We start from the raw sequence: 23,088 nt of genomic DNA on the forward strand, positions 1-23,088 counted from the left end.
AGTTGCTTTTAGTTTTTTTGATAAGGGAAAAACAAAAGCACTCCCACCCTATTTCAGACTGAGTGAAAGTGCTTCATTAATTAATATCAATTCTTCAGCGAACGGACCAAATCCAAATCAGGTGTCACATATACCGTTTGCTGTCCTTCATAAATGACAAACCCCGGCTTGGCTCCTTTTGGTTTCTTTACCTGTTTGACTTCAGTGAAATCAACAGGCACCGAGCTTGATTCCCGTGCTTTACTAAAGTAGGCAGCAATTTTAGCTGCTTCCTTAATCGTCTCCTCCGAAGGATTCGGACTCTTGATTACAACGTGAGAGCCTGGAATGTCTTTCGTATGAAGCCATACCTCTTCTTTCCCTGCGACTCTGTTGGTTAAATAATCATTTTGTTTATTGTTTTTTCCGACTAAGATTTGTGTGCCGTCGCTTGAAGTGTATGTTTCCAGAACAGGTTTCACGTTTGCCTTTTTCTTTTTCGTTTGTTTACGGACCCTCAGGTAGCCTTCTTCTTCCAGCTCTTCTCTGATTTCTTCAACGTCTTTTGTTGATGCCGATTCTAATTGTTGAAGTAATTGTTCTAAGTAGACAATCTCTTCGTCGGCTTTTTCAATTTGCTCATGAACGATTTTTATTGCATTCTTTGCTTTTTGATAGCGTGAAAAATAGTTTTGGGCATTTTCTGATGGAGACTTTTGCGGGTTGAGGGGGATCATGATACTTTCCCCGTTTTCATCATAATAATTTACCACGCTAACCTCAGTCATTCCTCGTTCAACCGCATATAAATTCGAAGTAAGGAGTTCACCGAGCAATTGATATCTATCTGCCTGCTGGGCATCCTCCAACGTTTTCTTTAATTTTTCAATTTTATTTACATTTTTATCCCGTTCGTTTCGGATGAATCGTTCCAAGTCGTTTCCTTGTTGCTTCACCCGGTCTCGTGCAGCCTTCTGATAGAAGAATCGGTCCAATAGTTCACTTAACGAAGGAAAGGTTTGTTTCTCTCCTTGCAGATGTTCAAGATCCATCCAGTAAAACGTTTCTTTCTCCCCACTAATGAGGGTTGGTGTAGAGTCAATCGATTTTGCATACTGAATCAATTCTAAGAATGATTCGGAAATCGTAGACTGGTTGCCGATTCCTGCACGGTGAACAACTTCTTTTGCATAAAGAGGAGAAATGCCTGCAAAAGCTTGGACAATCTGCTTATCCAGTTTGCCGGAGTTAAAGTCCAGTGCTCTCAGAACATCTTCACTGGTAGCATTAAGTGGATTTTTTTTATCTTGTTGTGGTGGTAAAACATACGTATGACCAGGCAAAACAGTACGGTGTGTATTCATGCTTGGTGATATATGCTTGATACTATCCAGAATCATATTTCGTTCTTTATCAACTAGAATGATGTTACTATGGCGCCCCATTACTTCGATGATTAACTGTTTGTAGGAAATATCGCCGATTTCATTTCTGCCCTTCACTTCAATTATGATCATCCGGTCCAGTTCAACCTGTTTGATCCCCTCTACAATATACCCTTCCAGATGCTTTCGTAGAAGCATACAGAACATGGGAGGGACAGAAGGATTTTCATAGTTTTCTTTTGTTATTTGTACCCTTGAATAACTGGGGTGGGCGGATAATAGAACTTTGTGATTTTTTCCATTCGCCCGGATAATCATGATGATTTCATTTTTATAAGGTTGATGTATTTTGTTGATGCGTCCGTGCAATAAGTTCTCGTTCAATTCTTTGGTCATGCTTCTAGTAAATAATCCATCAAATGACATATATAACATCCTTTGCTTTAAACGATTTCGGTGTATTTTATATCTGCCAAGCTTGATCTTGGTCTCTGTGTATCAAATGTAACCGATTTTACCCCTCTCACAGGTGAAATGCAAAACATACATAAATCATATCATTTTTTAGGACGAGTCTGAATAAGAATGCTATGAGAAGGACAACTTTTCGTATCGTAGGAGGAGAGTGACATGGTTGCATGAAATTTCATGAGATGAGACAAGAGGACATAGAGCAGTCATTAAATACCAATTATCTAGAGGGTCTTTCAACAGATGACGTAGCAAAGAGACGGGAACAGTTTGGGTACAATCAATTGGAGGAAGCTGAGAAGCAGTCGGCTTTGTTATTATTTTTCAGTCAATTTAAGGACTTTATGGTTCTTGTGTTATTGGCAGCCACACTCATTTCAGGATTACTGGGAGAATACATCGATGCGATTGCCATCATAGCCATTGTGTTAATAAACGGTTTTCTAGGTTTTTTTCAAGAGCGTAAAGCAGAAAGGTCCCTGCAGGCTTTAAAGGAACTTTCGGCACCTCAGGTTTCGGTGTTGAGAGATGGTAAGTGGGTGAAAGTTGTTTCTAAAGAGGTCATTATCGGTGATGTCATCCGCTTTGGAAGCGGGGATCGGATCGGGGCAGATGTGCGGCTCATTGAAACGAACAATCTGGAAATAGAAGAATCTGCTTTAACAGGGGAATCTGTACCTGTCACAAAATCGACGAACCCCGTCAATGGTGAAAACATGAGTCTCGGAGACTTAGAGAATATGGCATTTATGGGGACGATGGTAACTAGGGGTAATGGTATTGGTGTTGTGACATCAATCGGAATGAAGACAGCCATGGGACAAATCGCTGATATGATTCAAAAAGCTGAAACGATGATAACCCCACTTCAAAGAAAACTTGAAGAATTAGGAAAAATACTGATTTCCGTTGCTCTCGTGTTAACTGCATTGGTCGTAGGAATCGGTGTGATTCAGGGTCACGATATGTACACTATGTTCTTAGCTGGGGTTTCTTTGGCAGTTGCGGCCATTCCAGAAGGTCTACCTGCCATTGTAACCGTTGCCCTTTCCCTCGGCGTTCAGCGAATGATCAAGAAGAAAGCGATCGTCCGAAAGCTGCCGGCTGTTGAAACATTAGGCTGTGCATCGGTTATTTGCTCAGATAAAACAGGAACTCTGACTCAAAACAAAATGACGGTAACACATCTATGGAGTGGAGGCAGAACGTGGACAGTAACGGGAACCGGATATGAACCGGATGGCCAATTTTACAGCGGAGATCAAAGGGTAACTCCTCACAGTGAAAATGCTCTTCAACAATTATTAACCTTTGGTATGCTGTGCAACCATGCGGAACTCGTAACACGTGAAGAAAACTTTGTAGTTGATGGGGATCCTACAGAAGGGGCTCTTCTTGTGGCGGGGTTGAAAGCTGGATTGAGCCGGGAATCTTTGCAGAAGAAATTTACGATTGTTAAAGAATTCCCCTTTGATTCTACTAGAAAAATGATGAGTATCATCGTTGTCGACCAAAATGGGAAACACTTCTCTGTAACGAAAGGTGCTCCCGACGTTTTAGTCGGCAAAAGCGAATCCATCTTGTGGGAAGGAAGACTTCAATATAAATCAGCTGAAATAGCCCAAAAAGTAGAAGAGGCAATCAGTGAAATGTCGTCCAATGCGCTTCGAAACATTGCGATTGCTTATAAACCCCTCAATGAAAGATCCATCGAGGGGATTAAGGAAAATGACATTGAAGAAGGGGTGACCTTCATTGGCTTACAAGGTATGATCGATCCTCCCAGACCTGAAGTGAAGCAGGCAGTGAAAGAGTGTCGGGCAGCCGGCATTAAGACGGTGATGATTACAGGTGATCATATTTTAACGGCTAAAGCGATTGCCAGACAGCTAGGAATCTTAAAAAACAAAGATCGCGTTCTGGATGGAAGAGCCCTGAATCATATGGAAGTACATGAACTGGAAGAAATCGTGGAAGAAGTTTCGGTTTTTGCACGTGTTTCTCCTGAGCATAAATTAAAAATCGTCAAAGCCCTGCAAAACCGGGGACATGTGGTGGCGATGACCGGGGATGGAGTGAATGACGCTCCGGCAATAAAATCTTCGGATATTGGAGTAGCCATGGGAATTACCGGAACAGATGTAGCCAAGGAATCTTCCTCACTTGTCCTGTTGGATGATAACTTTGCAACGATTAAATCAGCAATCCAGGAAGGCAGAAACATCTATGAGAATATCAGAAAGTTTATTCGGTACCTGCTGGCATCAAATGTAGGGGAAATTCTCGTCATGCTGTTTGCCATGATCCTGGCACTTCCACTTCCATTGGTGCCGATCCAGATACTTTGGGTGAACCTTGTGACAGATGGACTTCCTGCCATGGCACTTGGTCTCGATAAGCCAGAAGATGATGTCATGAAGAGAAAACCAAGGCATCCAAAAGAAGGCGTCTTTGCCAGAGGATTAGGCTGGAAGGTAGTTTCAAGGGGCTTCTTAATCGGTGGTGTCACTCTACTTGCCTTCATGTTGTCGTATAAGACTCACCCCGATCACTTGGCGTATGCCCAAACCGTTGCCTTTGCTACATTGGTTATGGCACAGCTCATTCATGTGTTTGACTGTCGAAGTGATGTTTCTGTATTTTCAAGAAATCCCTTCGGAAACATGTACCTTGTATGGGCCGTGTTATCTTCACTCGTATTGATGCTTCTCGTGATATACATCCCATCCTTGCAGCCGATCTTCCATACAGTACCAATCGTGTTAAAGGACTGGTTCTTGATCATTGGTTTAAGCTCGGTTCCAACGTTTTTACTGGCAGGGTCATTTTTTGCAAGAAAAAAACAGTGAAATGTGGTATAATCCTAAAGGTAATAGAGAATAACCTCTATTACCTTTTTTATATAGTGAGAGTGCAAGCATGAAATCAGTTGATCTACATACGAATATCGTCAAAAGATTGGATGTGATCGTAATGGTTGTCAGTATGACAGGCTTTGGAAGAAGCAAAGTAGACTCTGAACAACATACTGTAACGGTTGAAATGAAATCCGTTAATCACAGATTTAGTGAATGTTTCATAAGGATGCCCCGACAATTAATGAAACTTGAGGATAAAATTAAAAAACAAGTATCCCAGTCCGTTAAGAGAGGGAAAGTGGATATTTTCATCACCATAACCGGCGATGGCTTAGTACATAAAAATCTACATATTGACTGGAAGCTCATTCAAGATTATTATCAGTTAGTAAATAAAGTGAAAGAAACCTTCTCCCTAAAAGATGAACTGCAATTATCCCATCTCTTAAACAGAGAAGAATTTGTGATGATCGAAGAAATGGAAGAGGAAAACGAAGAGCTTGAGCAGTTGGTGTTAAAAGCTGTAGCACAAGCGGCGAATGACCTTAGACAAATGCGTGAAAAAGAAGGAGAGCTCCTCAAGAAAGATTTTCTCACTCATCTGAATCATTTTGAGACTAAAATTGGTGAACTTGCCGATCATGCTCCTAAACTGGTTGATCAGTATAGAGAACGGTTAAGAAAGAGGATTCTTGAATACAATGAAACTTCCTTCGATGAAAGTCGTTTGCTCACTGAGGTTGCCATTTTTGCTGATAAATCGGATATTACCGAGGAACTGACGAGGTTAGAAAGTCATATTCAGTACTTTCATTCCTCATTGACCGGTGAAGGACCTGTAGGCAGGAAGCTGGATTTCATGATCCAGGAAATGAATCGGGAAGTGAACACGATTGGTTCGAAAGCAAATGATTCCTTCATTGCCACGATTGTTGTGGAACTGAAATCAACACTGGAGAAGCTTAGGGAACAAGTGCAAAATGTAGAATAAGAAGTTTAGTTTCCTGTCATTCCGGCGAAACTAAACTATTGATTAGGAGGAGCGTTATGTCGATTAAGCTCATCAATATAGGATTTGGAAATATTGTTTCAGCTAACCGGATCATCTCAATTGTAAGTCCCGAATCAGCACCAATCAAACGCCTGATTCAAGATGCAAGAGACCGGGGAACACTCGTTGATGCTACATACGGAAGAAGAACAAGGGCGGTAATTATTACGGATAGCGATCACGTTATTCTTTCAGCTGTTCAACCCGAAACCGTTGCTCATCGTTTAACTGATAAAGAGGATATAGTAGAAGAAGGGCAGGGTAAATAAATGAAAGAAAAAGGATTGCTGATCGTTCTTTCCGGACCTTCAGGTGTAGGAAAAGGAACCGTTCGTAAAGCGATTTTTTCCCAAGAAGATACAAAGTTTGAATATTCCATTTCCATGACCACTCGTAATCCCCGTGAAGGAGAAGTGGATGGTGTAGATTATTTCTTTAAATCAAGAGAAGAGTTCGAAGTACTTATAGAGCAAGGTAAACTGCTGGAGTATGCAGAATTCGTTGGAAACTATTATGGCACCCCTGTTGATTACGTTCGAGAAACACTTGATGCCGGAAGAGATGTTTTTCTTGAAATTGAAGTACAAGGTGCACAACAGGTCAGGGATAAATTCCCTGAAGGTTTATTTATCTTCCTGGCACCGCCTAGTCTTTCTGAACTTCAGAATCGCCTCGTAACAAGAGGAACCGAGACGGATGATTTAATCCAGGGGAGAATGAATACTGCAAGAAAAGAAATTGAAATGATGAATCTGTATGATTACATTGTTGAAAATGATCAAATTGAACATGCAGTTGGTAAGATTAAATCCATTGTTCAAGCAGAACACTGCAAACGGGAAAGAGTGCAACAACGATACTTAAATATGCTGGAGGTTGAATAAATGTTAAACCCATCCATTGATTCATTAATGAAGAAGATCGATTCTAAATATTCGTTAGTCAGTATTGCTGCTAAGAGAGCAAGAAACCTGCAAGATACCGGGGATTACCGTTTGAACCAATATGAGTCCCATAAGTTTGTAGGAAAAGCCCTTGAAGAAATTCAGGCCGGTCAATTATCTATGAAAGAAAGAGATGCCAAAGCGGTTTATTCTGATGAATAAGCTTCATCATGCTTAATGAAAAACTCTAGGGGGTTGACTCGAAAGATTTCATGATCTTTCGGGACAACCCTATTTTCTTTTTCTATCAATATCCTTCATAATAATAGAAGGATAAAGTGTAATGGGGGAAAGCAGAATGATCAAGGGGAAAAAAATACTGTTATGTGTATCTGGTGGAATTGCTGTATATAAAGCGGCTGCTTTAACGAGCAAGCTGGTCCAAAGCGGTGCCGATGTGAAGGTCATCATGACAGAATCAGCGCGGAAATTTGTGGCTCCACTTACTTTTCAGGCATTATCCCGTCAAGATGTATACTGGGATACCTTTGATGAAAAGGATTCATCAAAGATTGCTCATATCGACTTAGCTGACTGGGCAGATCTTGTACTGGTTGCACCAGCCACTGCCAACATCATTGGGAAGCTGGCGAACGGAATTGCAGATGACATGATTACAACAACCATTTTGGCAACGACAGCGAAAGTATGGATTGCCCCAGCCATGAATGTACATATGTATGATCACCCGGCGGTGAAGCGGAATATTGATACCCTTTTTGAGTTTGGATACCAATTTGTCGAACCAAGTGAAGGGTATTTAGCTTGTGGATATGTTGGAAAAGGAAGATTAGAAGAACCTGAGAAAGTAGTGGAACTGGTTGATCGCTATTTTTCTAATCGTGATAGTGAAAGGAAGATATTACAGGGAAAAAAAGTCGTCATAACTGCCGGACCGACAAGAGAAATGGTCGATCCCGTTCGTTTCTTCTCCAATCGCTCAACAGGGAAGATGGGCTACGCCCTTGCAGAGGCGGCCGTGTCTCTTGGGGCAGAGGTTGTCTTGATTTCCGGACCGTCTCAATTACCCGTTCCAAGTGGTATTGAATTTGTCTCCGTAACAAGTGCTGAAGATATGTACAATGCTGTTCATGAAGCGTTTTCAACAGCGGATATCGTTGTGAAGAGCGCTGCAGTCGCTGATTATCGTCCGAAAGAAACCTTCAAGGATAAGCTGAAGAAAAAAGATGGTAATCTAGTGATTGAATTTGAACGGACAAAGGATATATTAATGAGTCTTGGTGAGCGTAAGAAACATCAATATCTAATCGGATTTGCTGCCGAAACAACAAACGTTTACGAGTATGCGAAAGCAAAGCTTGAGAAAAAGCGGGCAAACATGATTGTTGCAAATAATGTAAAAGAAACTGGGGCAGGGTTTGGAACGGACACGAACAAAGTATCGATTGTAACAAGCGAAGGTACCATTCGAGAGCTGCCATTATTATCAAAGGTAGAGGTAGCGAAAGAAATCTATAAAGAAGCGATCCGGCAAATGAAGAAGGGTTCCTCACATGAACGTAGCTAGTGTCATCGTAGATGTTCCTGCCATGCAGACGGATCGAGCCTACGACTATAGTATTCCGGCTGAATGGAGAGGCAGCATCGTTCCCGGCATGAGAGTCATCGTTCCTTTTGGACCAAGAAAAATCCAAGGCTTTGTCATTGAATTAAAAGAAAAAGGCGAAGTCTCTAAACTGAAATCGATAGTTGAGCCGATGGACCTTGTACCGGTCCTGAATAAAGAACTACTAACATTGGGGAACTGGCTTACAGAGAAGACCCTTTGCTTTAAAATCTCAGCATTTCAAGCGATGCTTCCGGCAGCCATGAAAGCGAAATATGAAAAAATCTTCCAACTAGAGGAAAATAAGAGTCCGGGTGTACTTCATCTTTCGCTCCAGCACTTCTTTCAAAATGGAAGAGAAGTGTCCTGGAAAGCGATCGAAGAAAACGGCCTGCTCCCTCTCGTTCATAAAGAGGTAAAACAAGGTTCGGTTGAAGTAATTTACAGAGTGAAAGCGAAGGGGAATAAGAAAACGGTCCGAAAACTGTATCTTAATGTACCTGAAGATGATTTAGAAGAAGTGAAGAACAGTCTGCCTCCTCAAGCAAGTAAGCAGAAACAAATCATAGAATACATGAGTGACTCCGCTCCTGGTGGGGACGGAATCCTTGCCACAACACTCCTTGAAGAGATGGCAACTACCTCATCAACTGTTAAATCCTTAGTCAATAAAGGGGTTCTGATTGAGAAAAATGTTGAAATGTATCGTGATCCCTTTGAAAAAAGGACGTTCGAGAAGACCTCGCCGCTTTCGTTAACGGCTCAACAGGACCAGGCGATTTGTCCTATACTGAACACCATTGATGAAGAAAAACATCACACATTCCTTCTTTACGGAGTAACAGGAAGTGGTAAAACGGAAATTTATCTTCAATCCATTCAACGGGTCTTGCAAGAAGGGAAGGAAGCGATTGTATTAGTCCCTGAAATTTCGCTTACTCCCCAAATGGTTCACAGGTTCAAGGGCAGGTTCGGAAATGATGTAGCTGTTCTACATAGCGGTTTGTCAGTTGGTGAAAAGTATGATGAATGGAGAAAGATTCAGCGTAAGGAAGTAAAAGTGGTGGTCGGTGCCCGCTCAGCTGTTTTTGCTCCTTTTGAAAATATCGGAATCATCATTATTGATGAAGAGCATGAAACAAGTTACAAGCAAGAAGAAAATCCTCGTTATCATGCCAGGGACGTGGCCATTTATAGAGGGGAATACCATCAATGCCCTGTCATTTTGGGAAGCGCCACACCTTCTTTGGAAACCTTTGCTCGAGCATCAAAAGGTGTGTATGGGCTCCTCACGCTGGATAAACGGATGAATGATGGACCACTTCCTCAAGTAGAAATTGTGGATATGAGAGAGGAACTGAGGAAGGGGAACCGTTCCATGTTCTCAACTGAACTTTTCGAAAAGCTTCAGGACCGAATTGAGAAAGGAGAGCAAACCGTTCTATTCCTAAATAGAAGAGGGCATTCATCATTCATCATGTGCAGAGATTGCGGCTTTGTCCTTCAATGTCCAAACTGCGATATCTCTTTAACCTACCACCGCTTTTCAAACGGCATGAAATGTCATTACTGCGGCTACGAAGAAGGAGTTCCCACTACTTGCCCTGAGTGTACGAGTGAGCATATTCGTTATTTTGGGACAGGAACTCAAAAAGTAGAGGAAGAATTGACGAAACTTATCCCCGGGGCTCGAATCATTCGTATGGATGTGGACACAACCTCCCGAAAAGGGTCACATGAAAAACTATTGACAGCCTTTGGGGAGGGAAAAGCAGATATACTTCTTGGTACACAAATGATTGCCAAGGGTCTGGATTTTCCGAATATCACTCTCGTCGGGGTCCTCAGTGCGGATACGATGCTTCATCTTCCAGACTTCAGAGCTGCAGAGAAGACGTTTCAATTACTTACTCAAGTAAGCGGACGTGCAGGCAGGCACACTCTGCCGGGAGAAGTAGTGATTCAAACCTATACTCCGGAGCACTATTCAATCGAGTTAGCGTCTAATCATGATTACAACCGTTTTTATCAACAGGAAATGATGATGAGGAAAATGGGCTCCTATCCTCCCTTTTACTACATCACTCTCGTCACATTAAGTCATGAAGATTTAATGAAAGTTGTCGATATTGCAGAGAAGATGACGAAATATATCCGTTCAAAGCTATCTGAAACAACGATCATTCTTGGACCCGTGGCGTCACCGATCCCCAGGATAAAGAATAGATATCGGTATCAATGTTTGATAAAATACAAGCGGGAACCAAATCTTGGTACTACATTGAAAACAGTATTAGATCAGTACCAGCAGCAATATGCGTCTCAAGGGTTAACAATCTCTATAGATGTGAACCCTTATATGATGATGTAACTATATTTTTTACGGGAAAATGGAGGAGACTTATGGCAATACTTCCAATTGTAATGCACCCTGATCCAATCTTAGAAACAGAATGTGAGAAGGTAACGGCATTTGATAAGAAATTAAAAAAATTATTGGCAAATATGTATGACACAATGCTTGAAGCGGATGGTGTTGGCCTTGCAGCTCCTCAAGTAGGAGTCGACCTTCAGGTAGCGGTGGTGGATATCGGGGATGACTCCGGTACCATCGAGCTTATCAATCCGGAAATCGTCGAAGCGGACGGATCTCAAACCGACCTTGAAGGGTGCCTGAGCTTCCCGGGGTTATATGGGGAAGTGACGCGTCCTTATTCCATCAAGGTCCGAACGTTTGACCGAAAAGGAAGAATGATTGAATTTCAAGCCCAGGACTTTTTAGCCAGAGCGATTCAACACGAAATTGATCATCTTCACGGTGTTCTATTTACCTCAAAGGTAGAAAAATATGTGACAGAAGAAGAATTAGAAGGGTATGAAGCTTAATGACGAAAGTAATTTTCATGGGAACGCCTGACTTTTCCGTTCCTGTTCTTCAATCTCTATTAGACGAAAACTATGATGTAATTGCGGTCGTGACACAGCCCGATCGCCCAGTGGGTAGAAAGAGGATCCTTACGCCTCCACCTGTAAAGGTAGCAGCTGAAAAGAACGGGATACCAGTCTATCAACCAGAGAAAATTAAGGATGAAGATGAGTTAAACAAAGTGCTTGCATTAGAACCTGACCTTATCGTAACGGCCGCTTTCGGACAAATTCTTCCCAACGCATTATTGGAAGCCCCTCAGTATGGATGCATCAATGTTCACGCCTCTTTACTTCCTGAACTTAGAGGGGGAGCGCCCATTCATTATTCCATTCTCCAAGGAAAAGAGAAAACGGGCATCACCATCATGTATATGGTCGAAAAGCTTGATGCAGGTGACATTATTAGTCAAGTGAAAGTCGATATTGAAGAACGTGACCATGTCGGAACCCTACACGATAAATTAAGCGTTGCAGGTGCAGCGTTACTCATTGAAACGGTGCCCAAATTATTGGCAGGGGACATAGCCCCGGTCAAGCAGGATGATTCAAAAGCGACGTTTGCACGAAACATCAAACGCGAACAAGAAAAAATTGACTGGACGAAAGGTGGAGAAGAAATCTACAACCATATTAGAGGACTTCACCCTTGGCCAGTTGCGTACACCACATTAGAAAATTCAGTGATCAAAGTTTGGTGGGGAGAAAAAGTCAGCGGAACTTCTGCTGCTCCTGGAGAAATCATGAAGATTGAAGAGGATGGATTCGTTGTTTCTACAGGCACTTCAGTAGGAATAAAAATAACCGATTTACAGCCTTCGGGGAAAAAGAGAATGAGTGCAAAGGATTATCTGCGTGGAGCAGGTTCTCACCTGAAAGCAGGAATGATGTTAGGAGAAACTAATGAGTAAACGAAATAAGACCGTCCGTGAAGCTGCACTTGATGTCATTGAAGCAGTAGAAAAAAATCAATCGTACAGTAATTTATTACTCAATTCTGTGATTGAAAAAAATCAGCTGCCAAGAAAGGATATTGGGTTATTAACGGAGCTGACCTATGGAACCATTCAACGGAAAATGACGCTGGATTTTTATTTAGCTCCATTTCTTAAAGGGAAGTTGGATGAGTGGGTTCGTCATCTATTGCGTTTATCCCTCTATCAGCTTGTGTACTTAGATCGAATTCCTGACCGTGCTGTTTTCTATGAAGCTGTAGAAATTGCTAAGAAGAGAGGGCATAAAGGCATTTCAGGGTTGGTGAATGGGGTCTTGCGTTCTGTGCAAAGGAAAGGGCTTCCTTCCCTTGACACTATTAAAGATCCAATCGAGCGTGTGGCCATCGAAACGAGTCATCCTTATTGGCTTGTGAAGAGATGGGGAGAGCAATTTGGCCTGGAGAAAACGAAAGAAATGTGTGAAACCAATTTAATTGCACCTAATCAAACGGCACGGGTGAATACAACCAAAATCACTCGAGAAGAGCTTATCCAACTCTTGACGGATAATGGAAATGAAGTGAAAGAAAGCCCGATTGTTCCGGAAGCGGTCCAGTCACTTCGAGGGAATCTGGCAAAAACAGATGAATATCGTAACGGACAATTCACCATCCAAGATGAAAGTTCCATGCTTGTCTCCTATGCTTTGAAGCTTGAACAAGGGATTAAAGTGTTAGATGCATGCGCAGCACCAGGGGGGAAAACGACTCACATAGCCGAAAAACTATCAGGAACCGGAGAAGTCCATGCATTGGACTTACACAAGCATAAGGTCAAATTAATTGACGAAAATGCAACTCGTCTTGGATTAAATAATGTAAAGACTGCAACCCTTGATAGTCGAAAAGCAGGAGAGAAGTTTGAAAAAGAAAGCTTCGATCGCATTCTAGTGGATGCCCCATGTTCTGGACTAGGTGTATTAAGAAGAAAACCGGATATAAAATATGCTAAAAAAGAATCCGATCTTCTATCACTGCAAAAGATTCAGCTGGACATTCTTTCAGCCGTTGCACCATTGTTAAAAAAAGATGGACTGTTAGTTTATAGCACTTGTACTGTGGACCAAAATGAGAATGAAGGTACTGTGTCGGCTTTCTTAAGTGATCATCCAGAATTTGTTCCTCACCCATTAGATGAACTTCCGGATTCCATCACACCATTTATTAAAGAAAATCAATTACAAGTATTTCCTCAGGATTTTGGCGGGGATGGATTCTTTATTTCATGCTTTAGAAAAAAATAAGTCGAAATTGCTCAAATGTAGAAAGTAAAGCAGGAAAATTCACCAGAAAAGTCGTAAAAGTACAATAGCCCTTAATGAATCTTTGATTATCCATTACTTTGTAATCATATGTTTATTTCATCAAAAGTGATAAAAGCTGAAAATATTCTCTCTTTTCATTATCAACCTATTCAGCTCCCATTCAGAACGAATGGCAAGCTGAATGTATTTAACGAAGATAATCAAAGTGAATTCATTTTTTTGAACTAAAGTTGCACCCTACTATGAGTATAAGGAGCTACTTGAAACAGGTGCAGAAGAAGAGACGAGGTGACATAAGTGAAAACTGTATATTTTACGGACAAAGGGAAAGTGCGTCAACTAAATGAAGATAGTGCCGGCGTATTCGTGAATCATCATGGCGATCATTTAGCTGTTGTAGCAGATGGAATGGGCGGCCACAGAGCCGGAGACGTTGCCAGCGAGCTTACCATCTCCATCTTAAAGGACTTATGGGAGAAAACAGAGAAGTTTCACACCGCTGATGAAGCCGAAAATTGGTTAAAATCAACTATTAACGAAGTAAACAAAGAAGTATATACTTATTCTCAGTCTAATCCAGAGTGTGAAGGAATGGGGACGACTCTCGTTGGAGCCATTTGCACCTCCTTGTTTGCAACTATTGTCAATATTGGTGACAGCAGAGGATATATACTGAATGAAAATGGTTTTCATCAGTTAACAGAAGACCATACACTTGTAAATGAATTAGTCAGAAGCGGCGAAATTTCAAAAGAAGATGCAGAGCATCATCCAAGAAAAAATGTGATACTTAGAGCGATAGGTACGGAAGCTTCAATTACGATGGATATTAAAACGATAATGTTTGAAGAAGAAGACGTTATTTTATTGTGTTCAGACGGTCTTTCTAATAAAGTCTCCCAAAAAGAAATGAAAGAGATATTGGTTCAGGACCACTCCCTTGAGAGTAAAGGAGAGTCGCTTGTTCATTTAGCCAATGAATATGGCGGTGAAGATAATATTACCGTAGTAATTGTAGAGTTTGCCGCTGAAACGGAAAGCGGGTGATAACATGATGGAAGGAAAGCGCATCAGTGGGCGTTACAGAATCATTAAACTAATCGGCGGCGGAGGAATGGCCAACGTTTATTTAGCTCACGATGTGATTTTGGATCGTGAAGTGGCTATTAAAATGCTCCGGATCGATTTTGCCAATGAAGAGGAATTCATTAAACGATTCCAACGGGAAGCTCAATCTGCTACTAGCTTGACTCATCCGAACATTGTGAGTATATACGATGTAGGAGAAGAAGACGATCTATACTATATTGTCATGGAATATGTCCATGGTATGACCTTAAAGCAATACATACAGCAACATTCACCTGTTCAAGTAGACAAAGCGCTGGATATTATGAAGCAGTTAACCCTAGCGATGTCTCATGCTCATCAGAATCATATTGTACACCGGGATATTAAACCCCATAATATCCTTCTTGATGAAGAAGGAAATGTGAAGATAACGGATTTCGGGATCGCGATGGCTCTTAGTGCCACTTCGATCACCCAGACCAATTCAGTCCTGGGATCGGTCCACTACCTTTCTCCTGAACAGGCAAGGGGTGGAATGGCTACGAAAAAATCTGATATTTATTCACTGGGAATCGTCATGTTTGAATTGTTAACGGGAAGACTGCCTTTCTCTGGAGAATCAGCGGTCTCGATTGCCTTAAAGCATTTGCAATCGGAAACACCATCTTTAAAAAGGTGGAATCCTGATATTCCCCAGAGCGTTGAAAATATCGTATTAAAAGCAACGGCCAAGGATCCATTCAGACGGTACGAGAGCCTGGAGGAGATGGATGAAGATCTGTTTTCAGCGCTTGACCCTGGTCGGATGAATGAGCCTAAATTTGCCGTTCCCCTTGATGACGAAGCAACAAAAGCAATACCTGTCATTACTGATCAGAAGGCGTATTCGAATCTAGATGATACGATTGTTCATCATCATGCGGACACAGACAAACTTCAAACGAAGCCGACTCCTCCAGTCCAAGACGGTAAGAAGAAAGGCAAGAAGAAAAACAAGAAGGGTGATCCTAAGAAAAAGGGTAAAAAGAAGTGGCCGATATTCATTATTAGTTTGTTCTTTTTGTTGATTCTTTTAGGAGTTGCTGCTGTTACTTTTGTTCCCGAGCTGCTGGGGCCTAAGGAAGTCCAGGTACCGGATGTGGTTGAAAAAGATCAAACTGAAGCCATTTCCACCATCGTTTCAGAGGGGTTTGTCGTCGGAGAAACAAAAAAACAATCCCATGAATCGATTCCTGAAGGTTTTGTAATCAAGACAAACCCAAAGGCAGGACGGATGGCGAATGAAGGTACGGCTATCGATATCTATGTAAGTACAGGAAAAGAAAAAGTGGAAGTCGAGGACTATGTCGGAAAAGATTTTGAAGAAGTGTCCTCTGAACTTGAAGAAAAAGGTTTCACTATAGAAAAAGAAGAAGAATTCGATGAAGGAGAACCTGCAGGAACCATTCTCAACCAGGATCCGTCAGCTGGAGTAGAGGTCGTGGCAGAAGAAACGACAATTACCTTTACAGTGAGTAAGGGAACTGAGAAGTTTGATTTGGGAAGCTTGGAAGGTTTTGATCAAACTGCACTTGATAAATATGAAGCTTCGAATGAGATAAATATCATTGTTCAGAGTGAAGAATTTTCAGATGAGGTTGAAGAAGGTAGGGTGATTTCTCATAAGCCGGTTGCGAGTACTCCGATTAGTAAAGGTGAGGATGTTTACGTTATCATGTCTAAGGGTCCTGAGCCGCCGAAGGAAGTACCGACCAAGGAAGAAACATTAAAGGTAACAGTTCCATATACAAAAAATGATGGCACCCCTCAACCAGTGGAAATACTAATTAAGGACAAGGATAGTACTTTTGAGGATAGTGAACCGGATCAGATCGATGGTATTACGAAGGATACGGAGTTCACACTTACCTTTACATTGGAAGAAGGTACAGTAGGGGAATATCGAATATTGAGAGACGGTCAAGAGTATAAAACAGGTACTGTCGAGTATCCTAAAGATGAATAAATGACAATTGACAAAGGGCTGTACCCGGGTTTTAATGAACCTAACGGGACAGTCCTATTGTTTTCATTTATAATAGTAGTGATACATAACGCAGACGACTTAATTATTTTTTATAATATATTCTGAATAGGAGGTTTCGAATGCCTGAAGGAAAAATTGTTAAAGCATTAAGTGGATTTTACTATGTGCTTTCAGAAGGAAGCGTTACACAATGTCGGGGCAGAGGTAATTTCCGTATAAATAAAATAACACCCCTGGTGGGTGATTATGTTGAATTTCAAGCGGAGAACAAAACGGATGGATACATTCTGAAGGTCTGTGACCGTAAGAATGAGTTAGTACGTCCCCCGATTGCAAATGTCGATCAAGCGATATTGGTCTTCTCTGCAAGCGAACCGAATTTTAGCCCGGCTTTACTTGACCGCTTTCTTGTGTTGGTAGAGAGTAAAGAAATAGAACCGCTTATTTGTGTAACCAAGATGGACTTACTTACATCTGATCAAACAAACAAAATTGAACGATTTGTGAAGGATTACCGCTCATTCGGGTATGAAGTCCTGATGACGTCTTCGAAAACGGAGCATGGTGTAGAGGAATTGACTCCGTATTTACGTGATAAAATTTCTGTGTTTGCAGGGCAGTCCGGAGTAGGGAAATCGTCCTTGCTTAATGCCTTGAAACCTGAACTTGAATTAAAGACGGCTATGATCTCATCCCACTTAGGCAGGGGGAAACACACGACTCGTCATGTTGAACTGATTGATATTGAAGATGGGTTAGTAGCGGATACCCCTGGGTTTAGTTCATTGGAGTTTTCAGAGCTTGAAATTGAAGAGCTGCCACGATGCTTCCCTGAAATGGTTGAAGTGTCTGAGGACTGTAAATTTAGGGGCTGCCTCCATATCAATGAGCCGAAATGTGCCGTTAAAGCTGCCGTAGAAGCAGGCGAAATCCCTACTTACCGTTATGATCACTATTTAACGTTTCACAAAGAAATAAAAGATAGAAAGCCGAGGTACTAAATATGAAAATCGCACCTTCCATTCTGTCTGCTGATTTTGCAGAGTTAGGGAATGAAATTAAAGATGTTGAAAAAGGGGGAGCCGATTATATCCATGTGGATGTGATGGATGGTCACTTCGTACCGAACATAACATTGGGTCCAATGATCGTGAAAGCCATTAGACCGTTAACAACGTTACCACTGGATGTTCATCTTATGATTGAAAATCCAGGGCAATATATTGAAGCTTTTGCAGATGCTGGAGCTGACTATCTTACCGTCCATGTAGAAGCAGATCCCCATTTGCATAGAACGATTCAGATGATCAAAAGCAAAGGCGTAAAAGCGGGAGTCGTCCTAAATCCTGCAACACCGGCAGAAATGATCAAGCCGATTTTGCAAGATGTCGATATGGTTCTGCTTATGACTGTGAACCCTGGATTTGGCGGACAATCGTTTATTCCGTCTGTCGTTCCGAAGATCAAACAAATTCGTGAATGGGCGAATGAAGTAAACCCAGCACTTGAAATAGAAGTTGATGGAGGCATTAACCCTGAAACGGCAGCCATTTGTGCTGAAGCAGGAGCTGATGTGTTTGTAGCTGGTTCTGCCATCTACAACCGTAGCGATCGAGCGGCGGCAATCGAAGAATTAAAGAGATCTCTTGTATAAGAGACGACAGGGGCTGATCCTTTTGGGTCAGTCCATTTTTGTAGAAAAGGAGTGGAGATAATGATAATCAATATAGTCGCAAGTGGTCCAGGAAGATATATCCCTGAATTGAAGGTGTACGACGGGGAAGTAGTGAAGTGGATAGGGGTCGATCGGGGAGTTTATACACTATTGGAACAGTCCATAGAACCATGGGTAGCATTTGGGGATTTTGATTCGGTTTCCGATGAGGAATGGCTTCTGATTCAAGAAAAAGTCCAGGAAGTCAATCGCTATAAGCCTGAAAAGGATGAAACGGATCTTGAACTTGCCCTAAACTGGGCCATCGATCAGAACCCAGACAATATTAACATATTTGGTGCGACTGGAGGACGCCTTGATCACTTCATGGGAAATCTTCAATTACTCATGATGCCAAGCCTAGTGGAAAAGGATATTCAGGTGGAAATCATCGATGTACAAAATCGACTATACCTTGCATCAGCAGGGGAACATTCCGTGGAGAAAAACAAGGATTTACACTATATTTCCTTTGTTCCCGTCACCGATTTTGTTGAGAATATCACCCTCTCAGGCTTTAAATATCCATTAAAAAAACGGAATATTTTCAGAGGTTCCACACTATGTATTAGTAATGAACTTATACAATCATCTGGTACTTTTTCCTTTTCAAATGGCATATTAATGGTGATAAGAAGCAGTGATTAAAGCTTCTAAAAACCAGGTAGAAAAGAAGACGTACTTAACTGAGACTGCTTGAATAGACTAAACTGTTGTCAAGCGAAACATTACGTTCTTTAGATTGTGGGGAGGGACTAAAAATGCGCTTTTATACAATCAAATTACCAAAATTCTTGGGTGGACTTGTGAGGGCGATGTTAGGAACGTTTAAAAAAGAATAAATGGTTTGTTGAAGGTGGCTTTTGCCATCTTCTTTTTTTTTTTTTTGAAGAAAGAGAAGTGGGTTTGAGAAAAATGAGAGTATAATTGCTATATGGTAATAGGGAAATGATGATAAGGGCCTACAATAGTGCCCTGGACATGTTTTTTAGGCTGAGTTGAGTCCTCCAGGGGGGAGACTTGTGCCACATTCACACAAACATGTGCCACTTTTTGAGTTTATTGCGCCAAATTGTGAACAGTCGTGTTCCTGCCCCAGGGCGAGCCCTTTCCGCTTTTCTATATGTCCAGCTCCGGCGGCTAGCCCCTCGAGGTCATAAGGCGAATCAACCAAAAAGCAAAGAACGCCTTTCCGGTTAATTCGCCTTATGCTTGTCGGGGCTGGGCAAGCCGCCTCCGCTTTTCTTCGATGTCCAGCTCCAGGGGCTTGAGGCTCGAGGTCATAAGTCAAACTAACCAAAAAGGCAAAAGCGCCTTTCAGGTTAGTTCGTCTTATGCTTGTCGCCTCAGGGCGAGCCCCTTCCGCTTTTCTTGGTGTAAAGTATTTTTTCTTGAAAGGTTTTAATTGTAGTATTGCATTATAGAAAGTTGTGTGATAAATTATTAAAGTATCTTTATGATAATAAGCGAAATGTGGAACTGAAATTAACTTCAGCTTCTTGTTAGTGAGGAGGGAATATATTATGGCAAAACAATGCGTAGTAACAGGCCGTAAAGCTAGCTCAGGTAACGCTCGCTCTCACGCAATGAATGCGAACAAGCGTACTTGGGGTGCAAACCTGCAAAAAGTTCGAATTCTTGTAGACGGAAAGCCTAAGAAAGTATGGGTTTCTGCAAGAGCGTTGAAATCTGGTAAAGTGGAACGCGTATAATACTTAAAACGAGAAGACGTCTAGTTTCTAGGCGTCTTTTTTCTATCTTCTGGCGGATTGGGGCAAAGTGATCTGCTAGACACACAGAAAATCAGGACAATTCTTGATTAAGTATCTGGAACATGACTAATCCTTTCTCTAAAACACGAGTATCAACACTCACTTCACCTGAAGTAAAAATGATTAATCTTTGCATATTAAGGAAAAAATAGTGGGCATGACCCGACAAATCATGTAGAGATAATAGTTTAGCTTTCAAAAACAGCATACTTATAGTAAAATGTTTTTAGCCAAGCATGTAATTAAAGGGGGAAAACATTCCATGTCCATCGAATTGAAAACGCAGTACGGACAAATTGATATTACGAATGATGTCATTGCAATGATTGCTGGAGGTGCAGCGGTGGATTGCTACGGAATTGTTGGAATGGCTTCAAAGAACCAAATTAAAGACGGTTTCACAGATATCTTACGTAAGGAAAATTTCACTCGCGGAGTGATTGTTCGTCAAGATGAAGAGGAAGTACATATTGATATGTATATTATTGTGAGTTATGGTACAAAAATTTCTGAGATTGCTCATAATGTACAATCCAAGGTTAAATATACTCTTGATAAGACCGTCGGCTTGGCGGTAGATTCAGTAAATATTTTTGTGCAGGGGGTTCGTGTCACGAACCCGTAGTGAGGAGGAAGATTCGTGTCGATTACATCTTTGGAAGGAAAACGTTTTGCTGAAATGGTGATACAAGGTGCCACTCAATTATCTGCCCATGCGCAGCTGGTTGACGCGCTGAACGTTTTTCCTGTTCCTGATGGTGATACTGGAACAAATATGAATTTATCCATGACTTCTGGTGCGAAGGAAGTTCAAAATCATATTCAAGGTCATATTGGAAATGTGGCTGCTGCTCTTTCAAAAGGGTTATTGATGGGAGCAAGAGGTAACTCAGGTGTTATCTTATCCCAATTGTTCAGAGGCTTTGGTAAAGCGATTGAAGGGAAAGAATCCTTATCAAGTGCAGAATTTGCCAATGCACTTCAAACAGGTGTAGAAACGGCTTATAAAGCAGTTATGAAACCTGTTGAAGGAACGATTCTAACGGTTGCGAAAGATGCTGCAAGAAAAGGTGTTTCTGTAGCTGAAACAGAAAATGATTTCGTAAAGCTAATGCAGGCAATCGTCGATGAGGCTCAGGCTTCGTTAAATCGTACACCTGATTTACTTCCTGTTCTAAAGGAAGTGGGAGTGGTTGATAGTGGTGGTCAAGGACTATTATTCGTATATGAAGGATTTTTAGCTGACCTAAAGGGAGAAAAGGTTTCAAATCAAGCCTCGTTACCTTCCATGAATGATCTCGTGAGTGCTGAGCATCATAAAACAGCTCAAGATTTCATGAGTACGGAGGATATTGAATTTGGCTATTGCACAGAATTCATGGTCAGATTTGAACAAGGCAAACAATCATTTGATGAAGAAGATTTCCGTCAGGATTTAAGCGGATTCGGTGATTCCCTGCTTGTCATAAGTGACGATGAATTAGCTAAAGTACATATCCATTCTGAACAACCTGGTGATGTATTGACATATGGTCATAAATACGGAAGTCTCATCAATATCAAGATTGAGAACATGAGACAACAGCACAGCAGCATCGTTGGTGAAACGAAGCCAGTGAAAGCGCAAGCTTCTGTTGCACCAAAAGAAGTTGACTTTGCCATTATTACGGTTGCGATGGGTGAAGGGATTTCCGAGTTGTTCAAAAGCATCGGCGCTACCGCTGTGATCGAAGGTGGTCAAACGATGAATCCAAGTACGGAGGATATCGTGAAAGCTGTAGAAGAAGTGAATGCGAAGAGAGTCATTATCATGCCGAATAATAAAAACATTATTATGGCAGCAGATCAAGCGGCAGAAGTTCTTGAAATGGAAGTAGCTGTTGTCCCAACGAAGACAGTACCTCAAGGAATGGCTGCATTACTTGCTTTTAATCCATCAGCCTCTGTTGAAGACAACAAGCAGTTAATGACTGAAGCTTCAAAGCAGGTCAAAACGGGTCAAATCACGTTTGCTGTAAGAGATACGAATATTGATGGTGTTGCCATTGCGAAAGATGACTTTATGGGAATAGCAGAAGGTAAGATTGTTATTTCTGATCATGACCGTCAAAAGTCGGCGCAAAGCTTATTAGAGAAAATGCTGGATGAAGACTCCGAAATTTTAACCATTCTATATGGTGAAGATGTAACAGAAGAGGACGTGCATTCATTAAAAGAGTATGTAGAAGAACATTATGAAGATGTGGAAGTGGAAGTTCATAATGGTAAACAACCACTTTACTCCTATATATTCTCAGTTGAATAAGGAATAAAGGAAGGGGGGCAGCTCTATGTGGAGTTTGTCCCCTTCAATTATGTTAGAATGGTTGTATAGTTTGGATGTTAAGTGAGGGGGAAAAGTCATGAAATACAAAAGTGTATTTGATATTATCGGTCCTGTTATGATTGGTCCATCAAGCTCACATACGGCTGGTGCTGCCAGAATAGGAAGAGTGGCGAGAAACCTGTTTCGCAGGGAACCGAAATGGGCGAAGATATCCTTTTATGGATCATTTGCAAAAACGTACAAGGGTCATGGAACAGATGTAGCCATTGTAGGTGGAATCCTCGATTATGATACATATGATGAACGAATTATCGAATCAATCAATGTAGCAAAGCAAAAAGGGATAAAGATCAAGTTTCAAGAGGAAGATGCCATTACGGATCATCCGAATACCGCTCGTATCAGGATGGGAGATGACAAAGGAGAAATCGAATTGGTGGGTATCTCCATTGGTGGAGGGAAAGTTGAAATTATCGAACTTAACGGATTTGAACTCAAATTGTCAGGTCATCATCCTGCTATTCTGGTCGTTCATGACGACCGATTTGGGGCGATTGCATCTGTATCCAATATCATTGCCAAACATCAATTGAATATCGGTCATATGGATGTTTCGCGTAAAGAAAAGGGTCAGATGGCATTGATGACAATAGAAGTGGATCAACCGATTGATGAAGCTGTCATCAATGAATTAACGTCACTGCCCAATATTACTCAAGTTACCCGGATTTCCGATTAAT

The 23,088-nt window shown here is 41.5% G+C and carries 21 protein-coding genes; 20 read left to right on the forward strand and 1 reads right to left on the reverse strand.

The genetic code is table 11. From position 1 onward, the window contains the following. Nucleotides 1–86: 86 nt before the first annotated feature. The gene (locus tag F0342_RS08005; protein ID WP_149155461.1) at nt 87–1,790 is read right to left on the reverse strand and encodes an Rqc2 family fibronectin-binding protein; all 1,704 of its coding nucleotides are present in this window, start codon (nt 1,788–1,790) and stop codon (nt 87–89) included. A gap of 212 nt (nt 1,791–2,002) precedes the next feature. Between F0342_RS08005 and F0342_RS08010 the strand changes: the two genes are divergently transcribed. From F0342_RS08010 to sdaAB, 20 genes are all read left to right on the forward strand, one after another. After that, a complete protein-coding gene (locus F0342_RS08010) occupies nt 2,003–4,684 on the forward strand; it encodes a cation-translocating P-type ATPase (protein ID WP_149155462.1) in 2,682 nt (893 codons plus the stop codon). A gap of 124 nt (nt 4,685–4,808) precedes the next feature. Beyond that, nucleotides 4,809–5,684 (forward strand): YicC/YloC family endoribonuclease, encoded by an 876-nt coding sequence (locus F0342_RS08015; protein WP_149156051.1) that lies wholly within the window; start codon nt 4,809–4,811, stop codon nt 5,682–5,684. 56 nt (nt 5,685–5,740) lie between these two features. Beyond that, a complete protein-coding gene (gene remA / locus F0342_RS08020) occupies nt 5,741–6,013 on the forward strand; it encodes an extracellular matrix/biofilm regulator RemA (protein WP_044337446.1) in 273 nt (90 codons plus the stop codon). Beyond that, nucleotides 6,014–6,628, forward strand: coding sequence for a guanylate kinase (gene gmk / locus F0342_RS08025; protein ID WP_148968692.1), 615 nt, complete (start codon nt 6,014–6,016; stop codon nt 6,626–6,628). Then, nucleotides 6,629–6,850 carry a DNA-directed RNA polymerase subunit omega gene (gene rpoZ, locus F0342_RS08030; RefSeq protein WP_149155463.1) on the forward strand — a complete coding sequence of 74 codons (222 nt, stop codon included), beginning with the start codon at nt 6,629–6,631 and terminating at the stop codon, nt 6,848–6,850. It abuts the gene before it with no gap. 136 nt (nt 6,851–6,986) lie between these two features. After that, a complete protein-coding gene (gene coaBC / locus F0342_RS08035; protein ID WP_149155464.1) occupies nt 6,987–8,216 on the forward strand; it encodes a bifunctional phosphopantothenoylcysteine decarboxylase/phosphopantothenate--cysteine ligase CoaBC in 1,230 nt (409 codons plus the stop codon). After that, nucleotides 8,203–10,626: a primosomal protein N' gene (gene priA / locus F0342_RS08040; protein WP_149155465.1), complete on the forward strand. Its 2,424-nt coding sequence runs from the start codon at nt 8,203–8,205 to the stop codon at nt 10,624–10,626. The genes coaBC and priA overlap by 14 nt, the downstream gene beginning before the upstream one ends. A gap of 32 nt (nt 10,627–10,658) precedes the next feature. Then, the gene (def, locus tag F0342_RS08045) at nt 10,659–11,141 is read left to right on the forward strand and encodes a peptide deformylase (RefSeq protein WP_149155466.1); all 483 of its coding nucleotides are present in this window, start codon (nt 10,659–10,661) and stop codon (nt 11,139–11,141) included. Continuing rightward, nucleotides 11,141–12,091 carry a methionyl-tRNA formyltransferase gene (fmt, locus tag F0342_RS08050; protein WP_149155467.1) on the forward strand — a complete coding sequence of 317 codons (951 nt, stop codon included), beginning with the start codon at nt 11,141–11,143 and terminating at the stop codon, nt 12,089–12,091. The genes def and fmt overlap by 1 nt, the downstream gene beginning before the upstream one ends. Beyond that, on the forward strand, nt 12,084–13,418 hold the full coding sequence (gene rsmB, locus F0342_RS08055) for a 16S rRNA (cytosine(967)-C(5))-methyltransferase RsmB (protein ID WP_149155468.1): 1,335 nt from the start codon (nt 12,084–12,086) through the stop codon (nt 13,416–13,418). Before fmt ends, rsmB begins: the two co-directional genes overlap by 8 nt. Nucleotides 13,419–13,736: 318 nt before the next feature. Next, a complete protein-coding gene (locus F0342_RS08060; RefSeq protein WP_149155469.1) occupies nt 13,737–14,486 on the forward strand; it encodes a Stp1/IreP family PP2C-type Ser/Thr phosphatase in 750 nt (249 codons plus the stop codon). A 4-nt stretch (nt 14,487–14,490) separates the two neighbouring features. Further along, entirely contained in the window at nt 14,491–16,515 is a 2,025-nt protein-coding gene (gene pknB, locus F0342_RS08065) for a Stk1 family PASTA domain-containing Ser/Thr kinase (RefSeq protein WP_149155470.1), read from the forward strand. 140 nt (nt 16,516–16,655) lie between these two features. Further along, nucleotides 16,656–17,537, forward strand: coding sequence for a ribosome small subunit-dependent GTPase A (rsgA, locus tag F0342_RS08070; RefSeq protein ID WP_149155471.1), 882 nt, complete (start codon nt 16,656–16,658; stop codon nt 17,535–17,537). 2 nt (nt 17,538–17,539) lie between these two features. Continuing rightward, a complete protein-coding gene (gene rpe, locus F0342_RS08075) occupies nt 17,540–18,190 on the forward strand; it encodes a ribulose-phosphate 3-epimerase (protein WP_149155472.1) in 651 nt (216 codons plus the stop codon). Between the two features lie 60 nt (nt 18,191–18,250). After that, complete coding sequence (locus F0342_RS08080; protein WP_149155473.1) at nt 18,251–18,898, forward strand: thiamine diphosphokinase; 648 nt, start codon at nt 18,251–18,253, stop codon at nt 18,896–18,898. Between the two features lie 113 nt (nt 18,899–19,011). Next, nucleotides 19,012–19,092, forward strand: a complete 81-nt coding sequence (gene spoVM, locus F0342_RS08085) for a stage V sporulation protein SpoVM (RefSeq protein WP_032088878.1) — start codon at nt 19,012–19,014, stop codon at nt 19,090–19,092. Between the two features lie 681 nt (nt 19,093–19,773). Beyond that, nucleotides 19,774–19,962, forward strand: a complete 189-nt coding sequence (gene rpmB / locus F0342_RS08090) for a 50S ribosomal protein L28 (protein ID WP_034755741.1) — start codon at nt 19,774–19,776, stop codon at nt 19,960–19,962. A 322-nt stretch (nt 19,963–20,284) separates the two neighbouring features. Continuing rightward, nucleotides 20,285–20,647, forward strand: a complete 363-nt coding sequence (locus tag F0342_RS08095; RefSeq protein ID WP_034755738.1) for an Asp23/Gls24 family envelope stress response protein — start codon at nt 20,285–20,287, stop codon at nt 20,645–20,647. Between the two features lie 15 nt (nt 20,648–20,662). After that, complete coding sequence (locus tag F0342_RS08100; protein WP_149155474.1) at nt 20,663–22,327, forward strand: DAK2 domain-containing protein; 1,665 nt, start codon at nt 20,663–20,665, stop codon at nt 22,325–22,327. A 97-nt stretch (nt 22,328–22,424) separates the two neighbouring features. Continuing rightward, nucleotides 22,425–23,087, forward strand: coding sequence for an L-serine ammonia-lyase, iron-sulfur-dependent subunit beta (gene sdaAB / locus F0342_RS08105; protein ID WP_149155475.1), 663 nt, complete (start codon nt 22,425–22,427; stop codon nt 23,085–23,087). Nucleotide 23,088: the final 1 nt, after the last annotated feature.

This window comes from Bacillus sp. CH30_1T, from assembly GCF_008364765.1.
Classification (GTDB): domain Bacteria; phylum Bacillota; class Bacilli; order Bacillales; family Bacillaceae_B; genus Rossellomorea.